At 42.7% G+C, this 18,210-nt stretch carries 10 protein-coding genes; all 10 read right to left on the minus strand.

Features of this window, described 5'->3' with window-relative positions:
• Nucleotides 1-311: 311 nt before the first annotated feature.
• The 10 genes from B5Y40_RS24760 to B5Y40_RS24805 all read right to left on the minus strand — a co-directional run bounded on the left by B5Y40_RS24760 (nt 312) and on the right by B5Y40_RS24805 (nt 18,208).
• Nucleotides 312-2,552 (minus strand): S9 family peptidase, encoded by a 2,241-nt coding sequence (locus B5Y40_RS24760; protein ID WP_079689550.1) that lies wholly within the window; start codon nt 2,550-2,552, stop codon nt 312-314.
• Between the two features lie 174 nt (nt 2,553-2,726).
• On the minus strand, nt 2,727-3,719 hold the full coding sequence (locus B5Y40_RS24765) for a DUF5007 domain-containing protein (RefSeq protein WP_079689551.1): 993 nt from the start codon (nt 3,717-3,719) through the stop codon (nt 2,727-2,729).
• 11 nt (nt 3,720-3,730) lie between these two features.
• A complete protein-coding gene (locus B5Y40_RS24770) occupies nt 3,731-4,321 on the minus strand; it encodes a hypothetical protein (RefSeq protein ID WP_079689552.1) in 591 nt (196 codons plus the stop codon).
• A 22-nt stretch (nt 4,322-4,343) separates the two neighbouring features.
• Nucleotides 4,344-5,831: a RagB/SusD family nutrient uptake outer membrane protein gene (locus B5Y40_RS24775; protein WP_079689553.1), complete on the minus strand. Its 1,488-nt coding sequence runs from the start codon at nt 5,829-5,831 to the stop codon at nt 4,344-4,346.
• A gap of 19 nt (nt 5,832-5,850) precedes the next feature.
• Nucleotides 5,851-8,988 (minus strand): SusC/RagA family TonB-linked outer membrane protein, encoded by a 3,138-nt coding sequence (locus B5Y40_RS24780; protein WP_079689554.1) that lies wholly within the window; start codon nt 8,986-8,988, stop codon nt 5,851-5,853.
• A 388-nt stretch (nt 8,989-9,376) separates the two neighbouring features.
• Nucleotides 9,377-10,975 (minus strand): RagB/SusD family nutrient uptake outer membrane protein, encoded by a 1,599-nt coding sequence (locus B5Y40_RS24785; protein WP_079689555.1) that lies wholly within the window; start codon nt 10,973-10,975, stop codon nt 9,377-9,379.
• An 18-nt stretch (nt 10,976-10,993) separates the two neighbouring features.
• A complete protein-coding gene (locus tag B5Y40_RS24790; protein WP_079689556.1) occupies nt 10,994-13,966 on the minus strand; it encodes a SusC/RagA family TonB-linked outer membrane protein in 2,973 nt (990 codons plus the stop codon).
• 463 nt (nt 13,967-14,429) lie between these two features.
• Nucleotides 14,430-15,677, minus strand: coding sequence for an NAD(P)/FAD-dependent oxidoreductase (locus tag B5Y40_RS24795; RefSeq protein WP_079689557.1), 1,248 nt, complete (start codon nt 15,675-15,677; stop codon nt 14,430-14,432).
• Nucleotides 15,678-15,719: 42 nt separating this feature from the next.
• The gene (locus tag B5Y40_RS24800; RefSeq protein WP_079689558.1) at nt 15,720-16,721 is read right to left on the minus strand and encodes a 4-hydroxyproline epimerase; all 1,002 of its coding nucleotides are present in this window, start codon (nt 16,719-16,721) and stop codon (nt 15,720-15,722) included.
• Nucleotides 16,718-18,208 carry an aldehyde dehydrogenase (NADP(+)) gene (locus tag B5Y40_RS24805; protein WP_079689559.1) on the minus strand — a complete coding sequence of 497 codons (1,491 nt, stop codon included), beginning with the start codon at nt 18,206-18,208 and terminating at the stop codon, nt 16,718-16,720. The genes B5Y40_RS24800 and B5Y40_RS24805 overlap by 4 nt, the downstream gene beginning before the upstream one ends.
• Nucleotides 18,209-18,210: the final 2 nt, after the last annotated feature.

Here is an 18,210-nt window from a genome sequence, read left to right on the forward strand (position 1 = left end):
TATAGATGTTATAGCAGCCGTCCATTGGAACGACCACTATTCCATCCATCTTAATTAACCAAACCAATAAATTCTACTCAATCTATTGATAGTATAAAGTACGCGATAAAAAAAAGTGTTGACTTTACTGATATTGACTGGTGATAATATTATTTTACCTCCTTTAAAGATGATTCAGAATCTACGCAGGAACATTCATATCATTTCTCAAATATACTTACCGTAAATATACCTGGCCCAACAGGTATATCCTCAACGTTCGAACCTGATTCCGCTATACTTTGTTGCTATGACAGCACTAAGATATATGTTCACCATGTCGGCGGTTCCACGTTGAGAAGGTGCTTCACAAAAAAGTCTCTACGCTTGTGCTCACCAAAATCACCACCACCGGAGTGGCCCATACCGGGGACTACAACAAGTTCAAAATTCTTTTTTGCTTTGATCAGCGCATCGGCTACCTGCATGGTCGATGCTGGATCTACGTTGTCATCCAACTCTCCTACAATGAGTAGAAGATTTCCCTTTAACCGATATGCATTTACTACATTCGAGCACTCGGCATAGTGTGGCCCTACCGGATATCCCATCCATTGTTCGTTCCACCACATTTTATCCATGCGATTATCGTGGCATCCGCAGGAAGCAACGGCTGCTTTATAAAATTCAGGATGAAACAACACTGCACCCGCTGCGCTCTGCCCTCCGGCAGATCCACCAAATATACCCACGCGTGCTATATCTATAGCCGGGTACTTTTGTGCTGCTGCTTTCAGCCAGGCTATACGGTCAGGGAAACCTGCGTCTTTCAGATTTTTCCAGCATACATCGTGAAAAGCTTTTGAACGCCACGAAGTTCCCATACCATCGATCTGTACAACTATAAACCCAAGCTCGGCCAATGCATAAAGACTCCGGTAACCCGGACTAAAGCTTTTGGGAACAAAAAAACTATGTGGCCCGGCATAGATCATTTCAATCACCGGGTATTTTTTGGAGGCATCAAAATTTGAAGGACGAATAATCATTCCCCATATATCCGTTACACCATCACGACCCTTTGCTGAAAAAACTTCCGGAGCTTTCCATCCCGCCTTTACCAAATCAGTGGCATCGGTCTGTTGCAGTGTCATTATCTCTGCTCCATTTTCTGTGCGGTATAACTTTGTCACGGAAGGTAGATCAACCCGTGAATATTGATCTAAGAAGTATGTATAGTCTGGTGAAAATGTGGCAGAGTGATTTGCGTTGGAAGACGTGAGTCGCGTAAAACCTGATCCATCAAAGTTGATTCTGCAATAATGCGTGAGGTACGGATCCTGATCGCGATCTATACCACTCGCTTCAAAAATGATCTGCCGTTTTTCTTCGTTCACATAAACAGCACGTCTCATTACCCATTCGCCTTTTGTGATCTGATTTTTTACTTTCCCGGTGATGCCATCATAAAGGTATAAATGGTTCCATCCGTCACGCTCGGAGGCCCAGATAATTTCTTTTCCATCGGCTACATCATACCTGTATTTCTTCCCGCTGTAATCGATAAACGTTTTGCTCTGCTCGTCTACGAGCACATTTACTTCACCGGTTGGTGCTTTTACTTCGATAATGCGATACCGTTGATGACCACGTTCATTATACTCAAACGTAAACGCGCGACTGTCGCGCGTCCAGTGTATATCTTCAATCCAGAACTGATTCCGAAACAACGCATCGTCTATGGGCACATGTTTCTTTTCATCTACCAGAAATAATTGTGGTTGCTTTTGCGGCAATACATCGCCTGCTTTGAGATATTCACGTGAGCATAATTTCGGTTGCAACTGTTCTTTGGGGGATGACTCCACAAAATAGATCATATGCTTTTCTCCTGGCGTTACTTTATACGCCATCAGTTTTTTACTATCGGGTGACCACTGCATATAACTGGAGTAAAAATTACCGGCCGCTCCATCATAGCTAAGCTGATATTCTTCCTTCGAATTTCTTTTTCTGATATATACATTGTGGTTTTTAATAAAACCGATCCAAAGACTATCTGCTGAAGGAACAGGCTTATTAGAGCTTTCATCGAAAGTGTTTCCCCAATATGCATTATCGCTACCCTTATCTTTCATAACCTCTTCTACTATACAGGTATAGGAAGATAGATTGCAGCGCCACCGTGCACTGTCAATCCGGAATGTAACAGACTTCCGATCATCGGAAAAATCAATATGGTCAAAGGGCAGTGCTTTGGCATCAACTTTCTTCCCTGATTTCTGACTCAGTACTTTTGCAAGGCGTACTTGGTCAAAAAGAGGCCGCTGCTTTTTTCCAGGTACATCTACGAGTATAAATTCTTTACCCTCCCGTGTCGTGTTGAGGTACCAGATTTTTTCAGACTTCAGCCAATGAAAAGATGACGGATTGTTAAATACTTTATCCTTATACAACTTGCTTACTGCTTCAGCCCGCTCATAATCCTCTTTGGTACCTTGTGCATGGCTGTGATGTGCTATGGTAGCCAGTACTACAAAAATAAATGCAACTGTTTTTCGCTTTATATACATACTCTTGTTGTCGTAAAATGCTTTTATATTCTGGATGTTGCCTTACAGGACTACTATATATTCAACATACCGCTATAATACTATAAATACCTTATCAAAAAAAGCAAGTGCCCACACTCCCGCGTGGCACCTACCTGTCATTTAATGAATAGTAATATCTTCTATTTGTATCTGCTACAGGAAATCACAATTTACAGTAATGAGATATGCTCCGTCATACGTAAAATTAAATCCACTGGTATTGATTCGTACTTCGAAAGATGTAAACCCGGTTGCTTCGTTGAATTCCGTATAGGCATTGCCAGTAGGAAAATAACCAAACCGAAATACCTTTCCTTCAGAAATCCAGCTATAGGGAAATGGCACTACAGGGAACGAATATGAAACCATTTCACTCGTAATTTGTTCAGGTTTACCCTTCAGCCATGGGGTTGCTGTACTGAATTTATAGTCTTGCCCTGTATTCAACACTCGCTCTGCAAATCCGTATTTGGATGGATCAATCGCTTCTCCTGCTCCGTTCACAAATTTAAACTGAATGCTATTCGTTCCCGCATCGGACCGTTCTACGTCTATTGCAACATTATAGTTATACTGATTTATAACATATATACCATCTTCATTTTTCTCACGTTTATACCCAATGGCGTTTCCGGAAAGAAATGGAATGATATCACCTTCTACCACCCGAATAGTACAAATATCCTTGATCACTTTAGTGCCGGCATCATTTGACACTTCAACGTCAAAAGTATATTCACCCAACGGAACATTCAGTGTCTGCGCAGATAACTGTAATTGTCCTCCCATTTCATTTACCTTGAATACAGGAAACATTTCAGTTGTGACACGGGAAGAGACCAGCTCGAGTGTGGTGTCCAATTGCGAAATCTGACTTTTAAATATAGCGGTTTCATACTCCTGCAAGAGTTCTCTCGCAACTTCACCTGTAGCTTTATTACGCACTTCAAGTAATTTTACTTTAACAGGAAGTGTAGAACCATCACCCTGTACAGAGTTAGAATAGGTAACTTTACCTTGCTGTACGATCAGTGGATTTTGAGTGTAGGTAATGTTATCACTGATAAAGCCTTCCTTCGGGTCAGAGCATCCCATACTTCCTGCAAGCAGGGCGATCATTACATACTTATTTTTGTATATCTTCATAACCCAATGATTTAATGGTAACCAAAATTAAATACGTGCATATTTTCCATTGCATGGATCACACCGGTGTTGGTCTGTACATTGCTAGTCTGGCAATAATTTATAGCAGAGGTAGAAGATTCGCGAACACGATTGATTGCCAGTCGATATACCGGTGAGGCTGTCCACTCGGAATAATAACCATCGGTTTGTTCCTTCAACTGAAATTGTAATTCTTTTCCAGATATACTCTGATAATCTTTTGCTTCAACAGAAAGATCCGCCCAGAGAATAGGTTGTTCGAATAAATAGTTTCGTAACGTATCTGCAGTAACATGTTTTTTTAAGGAATCCAGAGTCCAGTTAGCAAGCATATATTTTTTGAAACTATAATCCGTTACCGCCAGCAATGTACCTGCCCTATTCAGTTCATCTTTCATGTTGTTATGATCAATGAGCAAGATCAAGGTATCAAACACTTTCCAGGAATGCGTGTTCAGATAGTCATAGGTAGTCATATCTACCTTGGGGTCGTGAACACCACCATCGGTGAGGTATTCATAATCACACGAGGCGCTGATGAAGGCGATGAGCAGCAGTGTGCCAAATATGTATTTATTCATAATAGTATATTTCGTCAGAATGTTATAATAAACTACTCCAGAATTCGGTTTGTTTCAATGCCGGGTTATTGGTAAACAAAATCGGGTCTACCGGCCAGTAATATTTACCTGCACTAAAATCAGGCTGCGACATATTTTCAAATTTGAAAACACCTTTATATTTTGCCATACGTACCAAATCATAAAAGCGATGGCCCTCCAGGTATAGCTCGCGAGCGCGTTCATCCATTACTTCTTCATATATATCGCCTGTGCCCGTCCAGGGATTAAGCCCCCTTGAATTACGGACTTCATTCAGTATATCTTCGGCCTGGCTATTTCCCAGCGCTGCATGTGCTTCTGCCTTTAGTAAACGTAGTTCAGTATAGCGGAATATATTCAACACATACGAATATCGTGCGCGCCACGACTCACTTCCGAGGTTGAAGTTGCAATACTTGATGATCGTTGCACTAGACGTACCTACATATTTAAAACCGAAAAGCAATCGCGCATCCTTTGCTTCGTATAGATTGGAAAGATTAGAAGCGTTAACAGACCATACCGGCTCTGAGCGCAAATCAATATGATGCCGCACATCACCCTCGATCCATACCCCAGTAACATTCCCTATATCTCCATCTATAGCTCCACCCCAGGCACTGCTGCTCTCGTTGTTATCCAGCAGCCGAGGAATAAAAAATACATTGTCTTGGGATGTGCCTTTATAAAAGCGATTGAGATACCCCGTTTGCGTTGCCGAGTCATAACTATAATCGCCCTGCGCTTCGAATGCATCAAGCGCATCTATGGTTCCCTGATATTCACCACGCCATGCTGCAAAGTGTGCTTGCAACGCATAGGCTGTTGCTTTTGTAGCACGTGATCCCTTTAAGCCGCGCACCTCGGTGGTGAGCAGCTCGATGGCCATGGCTATATCTGCGGTAATTTGCGCATGTACATCTGTCTCACTGGAACGGGGTACAAAAAAGGAAGCTGTCAGTGGATCGTTGTATGGCTCCAGTATTAATGGTACACTTCCCCAAATACGGCTCATATAGAAATATGTGAAGGCACGCAAAAAATATCCTTCACCAATCAAGTGATTCTTTTCAGTTACAGTCGTGAACGATTCATCACTCATTGAACTGATCCTGGCAATGACACGATTCGATTGATCAATTACGCGAAAGAAATTTGTCCAATCACGATAGTGACGCATGGGCCGCCATGTCTCTGCTACCGGTACAGATAATTCTAAATTATAAAAACGAACGGGATCATAATCATACCCTCCAACACTGGCAAATTCTTCTGTAGGAAGATCGCCATAGGCGAAGTACGCCATGATGTTAAGCAGTGATTCACGCAGCAAGGAATATCCTCCGTTTACACCAGACTCTGCTTCGGATTTAGTAGTCCAGAATTTTTCATCTACTGCTACACTCACCGGTTCACGTTCCAGGAAATCATTACAACCGGAAAGAATGCTCAGCAGTATTATAGTCAATGCTATAGATATATTTTTCATACTTGAAATTCGTTTTCGGTTATAAATTTATATCGATGCCTAAGGTAAATTTATGTGGGAGTGGATAACCATCACCACGCGTATAGCCAGAAGGATCGCCTACTTCCGGATCGGGAAGATTAGCGTTATGCCATACCTTTACATTTTCCCATATACCATATACTCTCAGCCGTTGTAATTTTATTTTATCCAGTATTCCCCTGGGAAAATCATAGCCGAGCTGTATATTCTTAAGGCGAAAGAATGAACCGTCATCAATAAAGTAGGAGTTAGCAATGTGATAATTATCGACATTGTTGTCACCGAAGATTCCAGGGAATGTCGGATTACCTTCAGGGCCTGTCCAGAAGGACAAGTCTTCAAAACTTGAAGCTGGTCCGGAGTGATTTCCCCAATCACTATAATAACGCTGTGAGCCATTGAATTTATCGGAGAAGAATCCATTCCATAGTTTTCTGCCATATACAAAATAGCAGTATGCACCCACAGTGATTCCTTTATACTCAAAGGTATTGTTGAAACCTCCGGCATACTTAGGATTTGGATTTCCCATCGTTACCTTGTCGAGGTCATCAATGTTATAGTCTCCATTCATATCGCGTCTGGCAGGGTCTCCTGCACCGAAGTATGTATAGCCATACCATTTCATACGCTCACCCGTGAGCGGATTTACAGGCACTTGCTCATCTGAATCATATACACCATCTACCTGCCATACACTATATTCATATATAGGCCTTCCTTTTGTGAGCGTATATTGTAACCAAGGTGGTCCTGCCTTAAATGTTCGTCCACCATTCGGCAATGCCGTGATCATATTTTTATTTATCGCCAAGGTAAAATTGGTGTTCCACCGCACCGGGAATATCTCCGGCAGGTTACTGGTTGAGAGCGTGATCTCAACACCTTGATTTAATACCGAAGCAACGTTCCTATAGCCTGTAGTATATCCGGTGGTAGAAGGCAATGATACTTCCAATGGTATATTTCTGGACTCGCGGTGATAGAAATCTACAGTCAACGTGATTCTGTCATCGAGCAAGTGCGTATCAAAGCCTATATTCCACTGTGGATCTTTCTGCCATGATAAACTGCTACCAGACGCGGTTGTTTGATAGTTGGTGAACATCGTTGGCTGTCCGCCATACGTTGTTACACCATAGCCATCAAGCCCCTGCCACCAACCGGTGGAATACGAAGTAAGCTTACGGTATGCGGAATATGGATCGCCCGGATCATATCCGGTTACACCATAACTTCCTCTCACTTTAAAGAAATTAACACCTAAGGCAGCGGGCCAGAAACGTTCCTTCGACAAAATCCACCCTGCCGATACAGAAGGAAAATGTACCCAACGATTGCCGCTGCTATAGCGTGACGTCCCATCCATCCGCCAGTTAGCAGAGAATAGATATTTACCATCGTAATCATAATTTATCCGAGCAAAAACTGCTGCGCGTGAATAGTCCGCTACATATGTATTGGAACTTGGATCGAGATAGCTCGGGTTGATAGACTGCAGTGTTTTATAGTAATCGGAGTTAAGATTGGTTGCCCGGAAGAACGTATGCTTGGTTTGGAAAAGCTTAGCACTTGATCCGAAGATTGCACCAACGTTATTTTTACCGAACGACTTTTCGAAACTAAAGTATTGTTCTACCTCCCAGTTTGTAGATGTATTCTCATCGAGATACGCTTCGGCTGTTCCGGAACTACTGATGGTGGACGCTTGAGCGAAATCTCTTCGGCTGTTCGTTATAAAACCACTGGCGTTTACATTCCAGTGCAGGAAACTGAATAACTTCAAATCAGTTTTAAAATTAGCGGAAGTATATACATCGGTATTCTTGTCACGTACATCATTATAGGCCCCGGTATATATACCCAGTTCACGATCGGTGATCTGCCAGAATGATGAAGGGAAATTCCAAGGAGCAAACGGGTATTTATCCTGGAGTCCATTCCCTCGTTTTCTGTCGGAGAATGAACCAATCAACGTCAGGTCCATGTGCAGCCTTTCCGATGGCGTTGCGCCCAGGTTTACCGTTGCCTGGTATCTTTTGAAACCTGTATTGATCAATGTTCCCTCTTCGCCATAATGGTTAAACGAAACGCGATACGAACTTTTTTCATTCATCTGGGCAATTGAAAAATCAAGATTGCTGAGTGTCCCATTCTGCAAAAACATGTTTTGCCAATCGGTATTATTATTAAAAGCGGGATTTAAACTGTCTGTGAGAAAAGGAGTAAGTTGCTCATATAGCAGCTCATTGCGCGGAGCGTATTTTTTAATCATATCCATTTTATACCTACGCTCGGCTACTCCGGCATATACTGGCATCATCTGCGGCTTCAGCGAAACACCGCCATATAAATTCAGACGGATTTGTGGTTTACCATCTTTGGGACGTTTCGTTTTTATAATGATTACACCGTTCGCTGCACGTGACCCATAGATGGTGGAAGCAGAAGCATCTTTTAACACATCGATAGACTCTATATCATTCGGGTTGATCATGGACAATGGATCGGTACCGGTAGCAGAAGAGCCAATCTCATTCATATCAAACAATACACCATCTACTACATATAGCGGGAATGTACGTGAACCTAAAGAAGGATCGCGAAGATTACTCGAGCCTCTGATCATTACACTATTTACAGCGCCCGGTTCTCCGGAAGATGCAAGCACCGTTAAGCCTGCGACTTTACCTTGCAGGGCAAGGTTAGCACTCGGCACAGGTATATTTTCTATATCCCTGGCACGTACGGTTGATATCGATGCTGTGGACAGCTCACGATCTATATTCTGATAACCAATAGCGACTACTTCTTTAAGAAGATGCGCGTCCGGTTCCATGCGAATTGTGAAAGTGGTTTGTGAGCCTACCGGGACTTCGTGAATTTTGAACCCGATGAAACTGAAGGTCAACGTTTCTTCCGGAGACACCTGCAAAGAGAAATCTCCATTTGCATCGGTAACAGTACCTCGGCTGGTACTTTTCACCAGAACGCTGACACCAGGAAGAGGAGAACCGGTTTCGTCAGTTACTTTTCCGGTAGCGGATACTTGAGCATGTACCAGTTGTGTCACGGTCATCATACATGTGACGACCAACAACAACCGCAAAGCGGGCTGTGTAATTGTTCTTCTCATAGGCAATTATTAGATTTTAGGTTTGATACCTACTAATTTATAGTTATGAGAAGCTATACCTGCCTCTGATATTATCTCATGATAATATTATTTTGTCTTGTTAGAACGACAGTTGGTATACAATTATGATATATAGTATTAAGATAGCTGACGCTGATACAATGTTAGCTGAGCATAAAAGAAATAAGTTACAACACCTAACATTAGTTATAAAAGTAAGCAATGCGGTTTCCTCCGATTTATATAGTAATTAAAATACTTTATATAAAAAGCGAATAGGTCTTCACTTTGACTATCTATAGCAGTTAAAAAAACACAAAGCCCGGCTCATACTGAATACTATATATCCAGATATAAGCCGGGCTCACTACATGCCACAAACTCTCTATCAGTATCCTGGATTATGCGACAAATTTGGATTCGCGTCCAGAACGGATTGAGGTATATCAAATATTATCCGGTGATCACCATTGGGTACGTGGGTCAACCATGACTTCGATGTAAATACACCAAATCGAATCAGGTCTTGTCTGCGATGAAACTCGGCAGCAAATTCATATCCCAACTCGTCCAGAAATCTACCGTATTGTATATCATCGCCACCTTCCGTGGTGAGCATTACACCAGCTTTATAGGTGCCATAATTATATTTACTTCCCTCTTGCAGCTCGGCTCCGGTTACGGTTGCCTTATCAGGATCCGTTGAGAATGCGCGTTGTCGTACGGTTGTCACGATTTCCGCAGCAGCATCAGCCTGGCCTTTTCTCAATAAACATTCTGCTTTGATCATGAGTGCATCTGCATATCGGAAAAAGGGCACATCATTACTAATGGCATTTCCGGTTACACCGCGTTCAATTTCAAATTTACCTACACGGTATCCTTCATATTCCTGGGTTTCATCAACATTACCAATTTGTTTGGTATAGTTGAGTTGTACATTTACCAATGCAGGGTCCATTGAATTATATACCGGGCTGCCGTCACTCGCAAACTGTGGACCACGTATCCATATATTCAGACGGCTATCATCCTCATCATACGTATCAATGAATTGAGGAATAGCACAGCTTCCACCCCAGGGCTGAGAGCCCAGATCGTATGTGGCAGCACTCGAAGGATGCAACGTCTTCCAGGGATAGTGGAACCAGCCCGAACGTGTCGCATCGAAAACAATCGAGAAAATCTGCTCATCGGAGTTTTCGTTCTCTACTATAAAATTTGATTGATAGTTACTTTCAAGCTGGAAACCTCCGTTAGTAATAATATCATCTACTTGTTCGATGGCTTCGTCCCATTTTGTTTGCCCTATATACACCGAAGCGTTCAGGTATACCTTTGCCAGCACCATGCGTGCAGCCCACTTGTTCATTTTACCATATACCTTTTCTTCACTGAGAACAGGGATTACCTCCAGTAGTTCGCTCTCGATAAAGTCGAAAACTTCTGCTCGTGTGTTCTGTTCGGGTAGAAAATCTTTCTTCGACAAATCATCCTCCGTTACTATAGGAACATTGCCAAAATTATCGAGGAGTAAGTAATAATAAAATGCGCGTAGCGCTCTTAGTTCCTCAACGAGCGTACCTACGTCCTCCATACTTTCATATGTACCGATAGCGCTGTTCAAAATATTCAGCGCATTATATACTCTGCTCCACAAAGCACCGGGCTGAGACTGAAATGAATTCCAGGTATGCATGTGCATAGCCTTATAGGTACCACCATCCACCCAGCCATTCGGGCGTGCAGGTGTAACAATAATATCTGCGCATTCTTCCTGTAGATCAAAAAAGCCATGCCATCCAAACATAACATTGGTAAGGCTGGTATATACCGGGGCAGTAAGTGCCTGCAGGATCTCCGGGGAGTTACCTAAATCTTTATCCGTTAATACATCGGTTGGCGTCTCATCGAGGTCGGTACAGGAGCATATAAAGCTTAGCAAAAAAAACGATGCTATAAATATCTTTCTATTCAATGTTTTCATAAAGTGATGCTTTAAGAATTAAAATGTGAGATTAACCCCAAGCGTAAAAGTTCGGGTTGTCGGATACTTGTCACGATCATCGTTACCCGGGGCCAGTCCTGTGCGGGTTACCTCCGGATCTATACCCTTATATCCCGTGATGGTTGCCAGGTTCGAACCAGCTATATATACCCGCGCATTTTTAAAGGTCTTCGTCTTGTCGCGATTGAAATTATACCCAATAGTGACGTTGTCAATCTTCCAGAAATCTCCATCTTCTATATAATAGCTTACGTATGATTGAGGACTCGCCAATGTAAGTCCATCAATTTTATCGTATGATGTTCTGAGCCTGTTATATACTATCGTTGGATTCTCATAGAACATTCGTTGAAAATTCAGAACCTGGTAATCAAAAGCACCACGCATGGTTATACTCATATCAAAGTTTCCATACTTCATGTAATTGTTCCATGCGAGGTACCACTGGGGCAATCCATTTCCAAGAATCTGGCGATCATCTTCTGTTGCATCTGCAATCGGCTTAACTTCACCGTTCGCTCCCTGGATAAGCCATGTACCTTCCCCTGCATTATCCGGATCTTCTTCCAACCCAACACTTTTATAGCCATAGAAACTTCCGATCGCTTTTCCTACTTCGATCTTGTGTGTAGTCATCTGGATGGGATCGCCTGTATACCCTGCATAGAAAAAGTCATTCTCTACTTTGAATTTTTCATTGGACAATGATTTGAGTTTATTCTTGTTCAAGGAATAATTGAAATTTGTAGTCCACTCAAATTTATCATTCTTCACCGCTATAATATTCAGTGATATCTCAACGCCTTTATTCGTCATAGTAGCAGCATTGGCGCGCGTAGTGCTAATCAGGTTGGGTGGTACCGGAACAGGATAGTCAAACACCAGGTCCTCCAGCTTGCGATCATAATAATCAATTGTACCGGAAACCCTGCTATCAACGACACTAAAATCAAGACCTATATTATACTCTATATTGGTTTCCCACCCCAGATCAGGATTGGTATTTGCAACCGGCTGAAGTATACTTACCCAATCAGTACCATTGAAATAAAATTGTGAAGCACTATATGCATAGCGTGTGAGTGATTGATAAGGGTCGGTTGATATAGATCCGGTTCGTCCATACCCTACCCGCAGCTTCAACATATTGATAGCCGCTACATCAGAAAGAAAACCTTCTTTACTGATCGTCCATCCTGCAGAAACGGAAGGGAATAGTCCCCACTTGTTATCATTTCCAAAACGCGAAGAGCCTTCGTAGCGAACACTCGCCAACACGTTATACTTGTCATTAAATCCATATCCTACACGTCCGAAAAAACCAATCAGTTTCCAATCGGATTTATAGCTATCAACACCTGCTCCAGAAAGACCTTCCTTTAAAGCTCTTCCCTGCTCAATGCTGTGATACGAAAAATTATCGGTTGGAAAATTAAAGTTAGTTATGGACGATCCTGAGTTTGTATAATCTATATAGCTATAGCCTAACAAACCTGAAATTCTGTGCAGGCCAAATGACTTGGTATAGTCTGCTGTTAAATCCAGGAAGTTCTCGGTCGTGGCACCATTGCCTACATAAGCAACACCATTTCTTCCATCACGAACATTGGAGATATGCTTCTTCGTTTGATATGTACCTGTCTCATTACTCCATTGATGCTGTGAGCCGACAATTTTCAATTCAAGATTATCCACGGGAAAATAACTCATGGAACCGGTTAACCATGTCCACTGAGATTTGTCGTCATATACCTGTTCTTTTATTAAGGACAATGGATTTTCATACTGGAATTGATCACCATGTTCAACCCAGTCTCCATTTTCATCTTTCACTGCATCCGTTGGATTTCGAATCAATGCTTGTCTATAGGTCCAGCCATTGAAACTTCCATACTTTTGAAGTCCTTTCAGTACGTTGAAATTTACTTTCAACTTGTCTTCTATAATATAGTGCGTCAGATCCATTCTTAATTTGAACTCTTCGTTGTTGGACCCGATGAACATACCATCTGCTTTTTGATAACTCACGTTCGCGGCATATTGTGTAAGACTTGTTCCACCACGTAATGAAATATTATGGAAATGATTGATCGGCTTACGCGTGATCTCATCCAGCCAGTCCGTGGTTGCACCGAGGTCATAAGAAGGATCAATCACTCCTTCGGTTATGCGTGCTCTTACGTCTCCCGCATCCATAAAATTAGCTTTCCTGTTAAAGGACTCAGTCGCTACATATCCGGAATACTCCACTACAGGCTGAAGACCTGCCTTTGCTTTTTTTGTAGTGATTAAGATGACACCATTCTTACCCCGGGTTCCATATATAGCGGATGCGGAAGCATCTTTCAAAACATCAATCGACTCTATATCATTCGGTGATATAGAATTCATATCCCCGGTATATCCGTCAATTAAAACCAAGGGAGCGGAAGATCCATAGATTGATGTGATACCACGCAAAAGAATTTCTACTCCCGCATCCGGATCACCTGAAGAAGTGCTCAAGGTTAATCCGGCAACTTTACCACGCAATAATTCACCAGCATTACGCACCGCTCCAGGAACAAATTCATTGGGCTTAACTTGCGTCACGGCGGTGGTTACATCTTGTTTGCGTTGCGTTCCATAACCTATAACAACGACCTCTTGCAATGAGGCTATATCGGGTGTTAGTCTCACATCGATTTGAGATTGATTACCTACCGTAAACTCCTCTGTCCCATATCCAACAAAACTTATCACAAGAACGGATTCCGGGCCGGGCACAGTGATCACAAATTTTCCATCGACATCTGTTGTTGTTCCATTGGTGGTACCCTTTAGAACGATGTTAACTCCAGGCATGCCTTCATTGGTTTCGGACAGAACAGAACCATTCACGGTCTGTTGTGCGTAACCATCCTTCGCGGCTATCAGCGTCAATACCCAAAACGCAAGCCGGAACATTTTCTTTGTAAAAAATTCCTTCATAGAATAGTGTTAATAGTGTACGTCATTTATATATTAAATGTAACACTGACACCATGCGATAATTCACGCTATATTAACTAATGCTAATAGTATATTATCCCTCGATTAAAGGTATCATTTAACACATTAACCGATGTATCTATATATGTATAGTATAAGTATCACAACAATTTACGTTGTGATATATATGATAAAAAATAAGGACGTATTGATAGCAAGCCAGAACAGTATGCTATGGCAAATAGAATTATCAGGTATATATTGAACTCTATACCGAAACAAAAAAAATACTATTAACGAATTTACTTTACTATTGAACAATAGCTTATAAGATATTATCCCATTGTGATATTATTTTATCACAAACTATATGCATGGAATGGGTTACATCTTCTGAACACAGCAATAATCATGGAAATAAAAAAAAGCCGGAAAAAATTCCCGGCCAGTTTGTTATTATCTCTTACTTAAATCTCTCCGGATCAAACGGGTCCAGTGGTATAGCAGTCTTTTCGTTATTCACCAGTGATGTCACTAACTGACCAGTGCCGGGTGCGAGGCTGAGCCCCATCATGGAATGACCGGTGGCAATTACGAGGTTTTTAAAACGTGTCGAGCGGCCAATATAGGGTAAACCATCCGGTGAGCACGGACGCAGGCCACGCCAGACTTCTTCTTGTTTAGGGACAGCTACATTCATCTCAGGGTAGTACGCAGGAATAGTATTCACGATACCTTTCACTCGCTTCATATTAATAGATCGGTCTACGCCGTTGATTTCCATGGTGCCGCCAAACCTCAAAGAATTTCCCATTGGGGTAACGGCTACGCGACCTTCCAATAGAATAGATGGTATATGTATATTCTTGGGAACATCATTTAGCGTAAAGCTATATCCTTTGCCTCCCTGAAGCGGAAGATCCAATCCAAGTTTCGAACTGAATATACCAGACCACGCTCCTGTCGCCAATATATATTCATCAAACGTCCGATTCTCGCCAGAAGCTGCCATACTTGCAATAGAATCACTTTTAGTAGTAAAGTCTGTAACCGGTGTGTTCGTATGGAATGTTACATTATTCTTTTTCAGATAGTCGATTAAATTCTTAACCAACTGCTGAGGTATCAGGTGTGCATCTCCGGGAAAGTATACTCCACCGCGTACCGTTACCTTTACTTCCGGCTCAAGTTTTTGGATTTCTGTAGCCGAGAGAATCTGCGCCTCAATGCCATTCTTGTTGGCTATATGTGCAGTCTCTGCTTCCTCCTTCTCTGTTTCTTTTGTTTGGTATAGCATCAGCAAGCCGCGCTCCTGGTAACTGAAATCAAATGGGTTGTCGTGCGCCATTTGCTGGTACATAGCTTTACTATATATACTGATATCTTTCAGTGCCGGGATTGCGCGTGCTACGTGATCGTGTGTGGCGTGTTTATAAAACTGAATGCCCCACTTGATAAGTTGTCCGTTGAGACGAGGCTTCACATAGAACGGGCTCTGCGCGTTAAACATCCACCGTATACCTTTCGAGATCATGCCGGGTGCCGCCAAGGGTATAATATGACTCGGGACAATCATCCCTGCATTACCGACAGAACAATTGTCCAACAGATCGCCCTGATCAAATATCGTTACCGTGTGACCAGCCTTTACTAAATAATATGCCGTGCTTAATCCTATAATTCCCCCGCCTATAATGGCAACGTTTTTCATGTGCTGATCTATTGATAGTTTATATATGATATATAGGTAAAACTATATTACCTGAAAGCCGTGTGCATACGGGTCTTCTTCATCATCCATGATGATAGTGTTATACCCGGTAACCACAGCCCACCCTTCGATACTGGGTATAATAGCAGGCTTGCCATGCAGATCGGTTTCTTCTTCCACACGCCCTATAAATTTAGAGCCGATTATACTTTCGTGAATGAAAGGCTCACCTTTCTGAAGTTTGCCTTTTGCGTGCCACTGCGCAAGACGTGCAGAAGTTCCCGTTCCACACGGTGAGCGATCTATAGCTTTATCTCCATAGAACACTGCATTACGGGCGGTTGACGATGAGTCGATCGGCTTGCCTGCCCATAGTATGTGACTGCATCCATTAATGGTCGGATCATCCGGATGAACAAAGGTATAGTTCGCATTTATGTTCTTCCGCAGCGTACGACTCCAGCCAATCAGCTGCTCAGCTTTGAAATGTTCCAGACCCGGAAAATTTTCCTGTACATCTACAATAGCGTAAAAATTACCACCATAGGACACGTCCATTGTTAATGATCCGAGATCGGGACATTCCGCCACTATATTTTCGGCTGCGAGGTATGCTTTTATATTCCTGATCTTTACTGACTTTACTTTCTTGCCTTCCTGTTTATAGTCTATGGTAATGATACCAGCCGGCACTTCGAGACGCAATGTGCCCGGAGTTTTGGGTGTGATCAATCCTTCCTCTATAGCGATCGTCACAGTACCAATTGTACCATGGCCACACATCGGAAGACAGCCGCTGGTTTCAATAAAGAGTATACCCATGTCGTTCTGCGGATCGGTAGGCGGATATAGTATACTTCCGCTCATCATATCGTGGCCACGTGGTTCAAACATTAGTCCCTTACGGATCCAGTCATACTCCCGAAGAAAGTGCTGGCGCTTCTCGCTCATATTTTTACCTTCCAGAATTGGGCCTCCGCCCGCTACCAGTCTTACCGGGTTGCCACACGTGTGTGCATCGATGCAAAAAAAAGTTTTCCTCAAGCTTGTTGCAGATTAAAAGTTTCTATGGCGTTGTGTGTCCATGTTCCGTTCACACATCGTAAAATGTTCAGTTCATTTTTATTTTTCAATTCGAGCGGCAGCAGGTCTTCAGGAAAATCCTGGTAACATACAGGGCGTACGAAACGATATATAGCGTCTGTTCCCACGGATGTAAAACGACTATCTGTACTGGATGGAAAAGGGCCTCCGTGATGCATCGCTTTTGTTACCTCTACGCCAGTAGGCACTCCGTTGAAGATCAACCTTCCGCAGCGTGCATGCAACGAATCAACTACATCCTGATAGTCTGGTAATTCTTCCGGCAATCCAAAGATGGTGGCTGTCAATTGTCCTTTCAGTGATTCTATCACGGCGAGGAGTTGCTTTTCATTTTCACATTTTACAATCAATGAATACGGGCCGAATACTTCTTCCTTTAAAACTGTATTTGCTATAAAGTTGTGAGCATCTACTAATGCAAGCCCCGGTGCGCCTTGTCTGTCCGTTGTCTCTGCTATACCTTCCACCAATCTCAGCACGCCTTTCTGTTTTAGCGCTTCCGATTTTTTATGTTTGTAACTGGCCGCTATACCGGTGTGCAACATCGTACCAGGAGCAGCCTGTGCTATTTCAGCTGACAGCTTATGAAGGAAAGGAGCGAGTCCATCTGTATCGATCGTGATGAGTAGACCTGGGTTCGTACAAAATTGTCCTGCGCCAAGCAAAATAGAAGAAGCCAGGGTGGGTGGCAATGTTTTATTCTCGCGCACAATACCTGGCAATACAACCACGGGATTTATACTTCCCATTTCAGCAAAAACAGGTATAGGCTCTTCACGCTGGTTTGCTATATCAAAGAGGGCTTTTCCTCCCTGGTATGATCCTGTAAATGCTACGGCCTTTGTAAGCGGATGCTTTACCAATTGCTGGCCGGCTTCTATACTGGTATCTGTTACTTCCTGAAATATATCTTCATGAAGATTGCATTGCTGTAAAGCGGCACGAATTGCATTGGCCACGAGGTTTGACGTACGTGGATGTGCCGGATGACTCTTCACTACAACGGTACAGCCAGACGCCAACGCTGATGCAGTATCTCCGCCCGCGGTGGAAAATGCCAATGGAAAATTACTCGCTCCAAATACTACAACCGGCCCTACCGGATATAGCATCTTACGCAAATCCGGTTTCGGTGCAGGTTTGCGTTCGGGATCACCAGTATCAATGGATGCCTGTAGCCAGTCACCCGCTTCTAACAATTTCGCAAATGACTTTAACTGATTGGTTGTACGTCCGCGTTCATTTTTCAAACGCGGTTCTGGCAGGCATGTTTCTTCCATGGCAGCCTGAATCAATGCATCCCCTAACAGATCGATCTGTTCTGCTATAGCGTACAGAAATTCTGCACGCTTCTGCGGTGTTATCTTCTTATATACTTGAAAAGCTTTCTCTGCACGATATAGTACATCTTCACGTTGGTCACTCATCT

The organism is Ohtaekwangia koreensis (genome assembly GCF_900167975.1).
Classification (GTDB): domain Bacteria; phylum Bacteroidota; class Bacteroidia; order Cytophagales; family Cyclobacteriaceae; genus Ohtaekwangia; species Ohtaekwangia koreensis.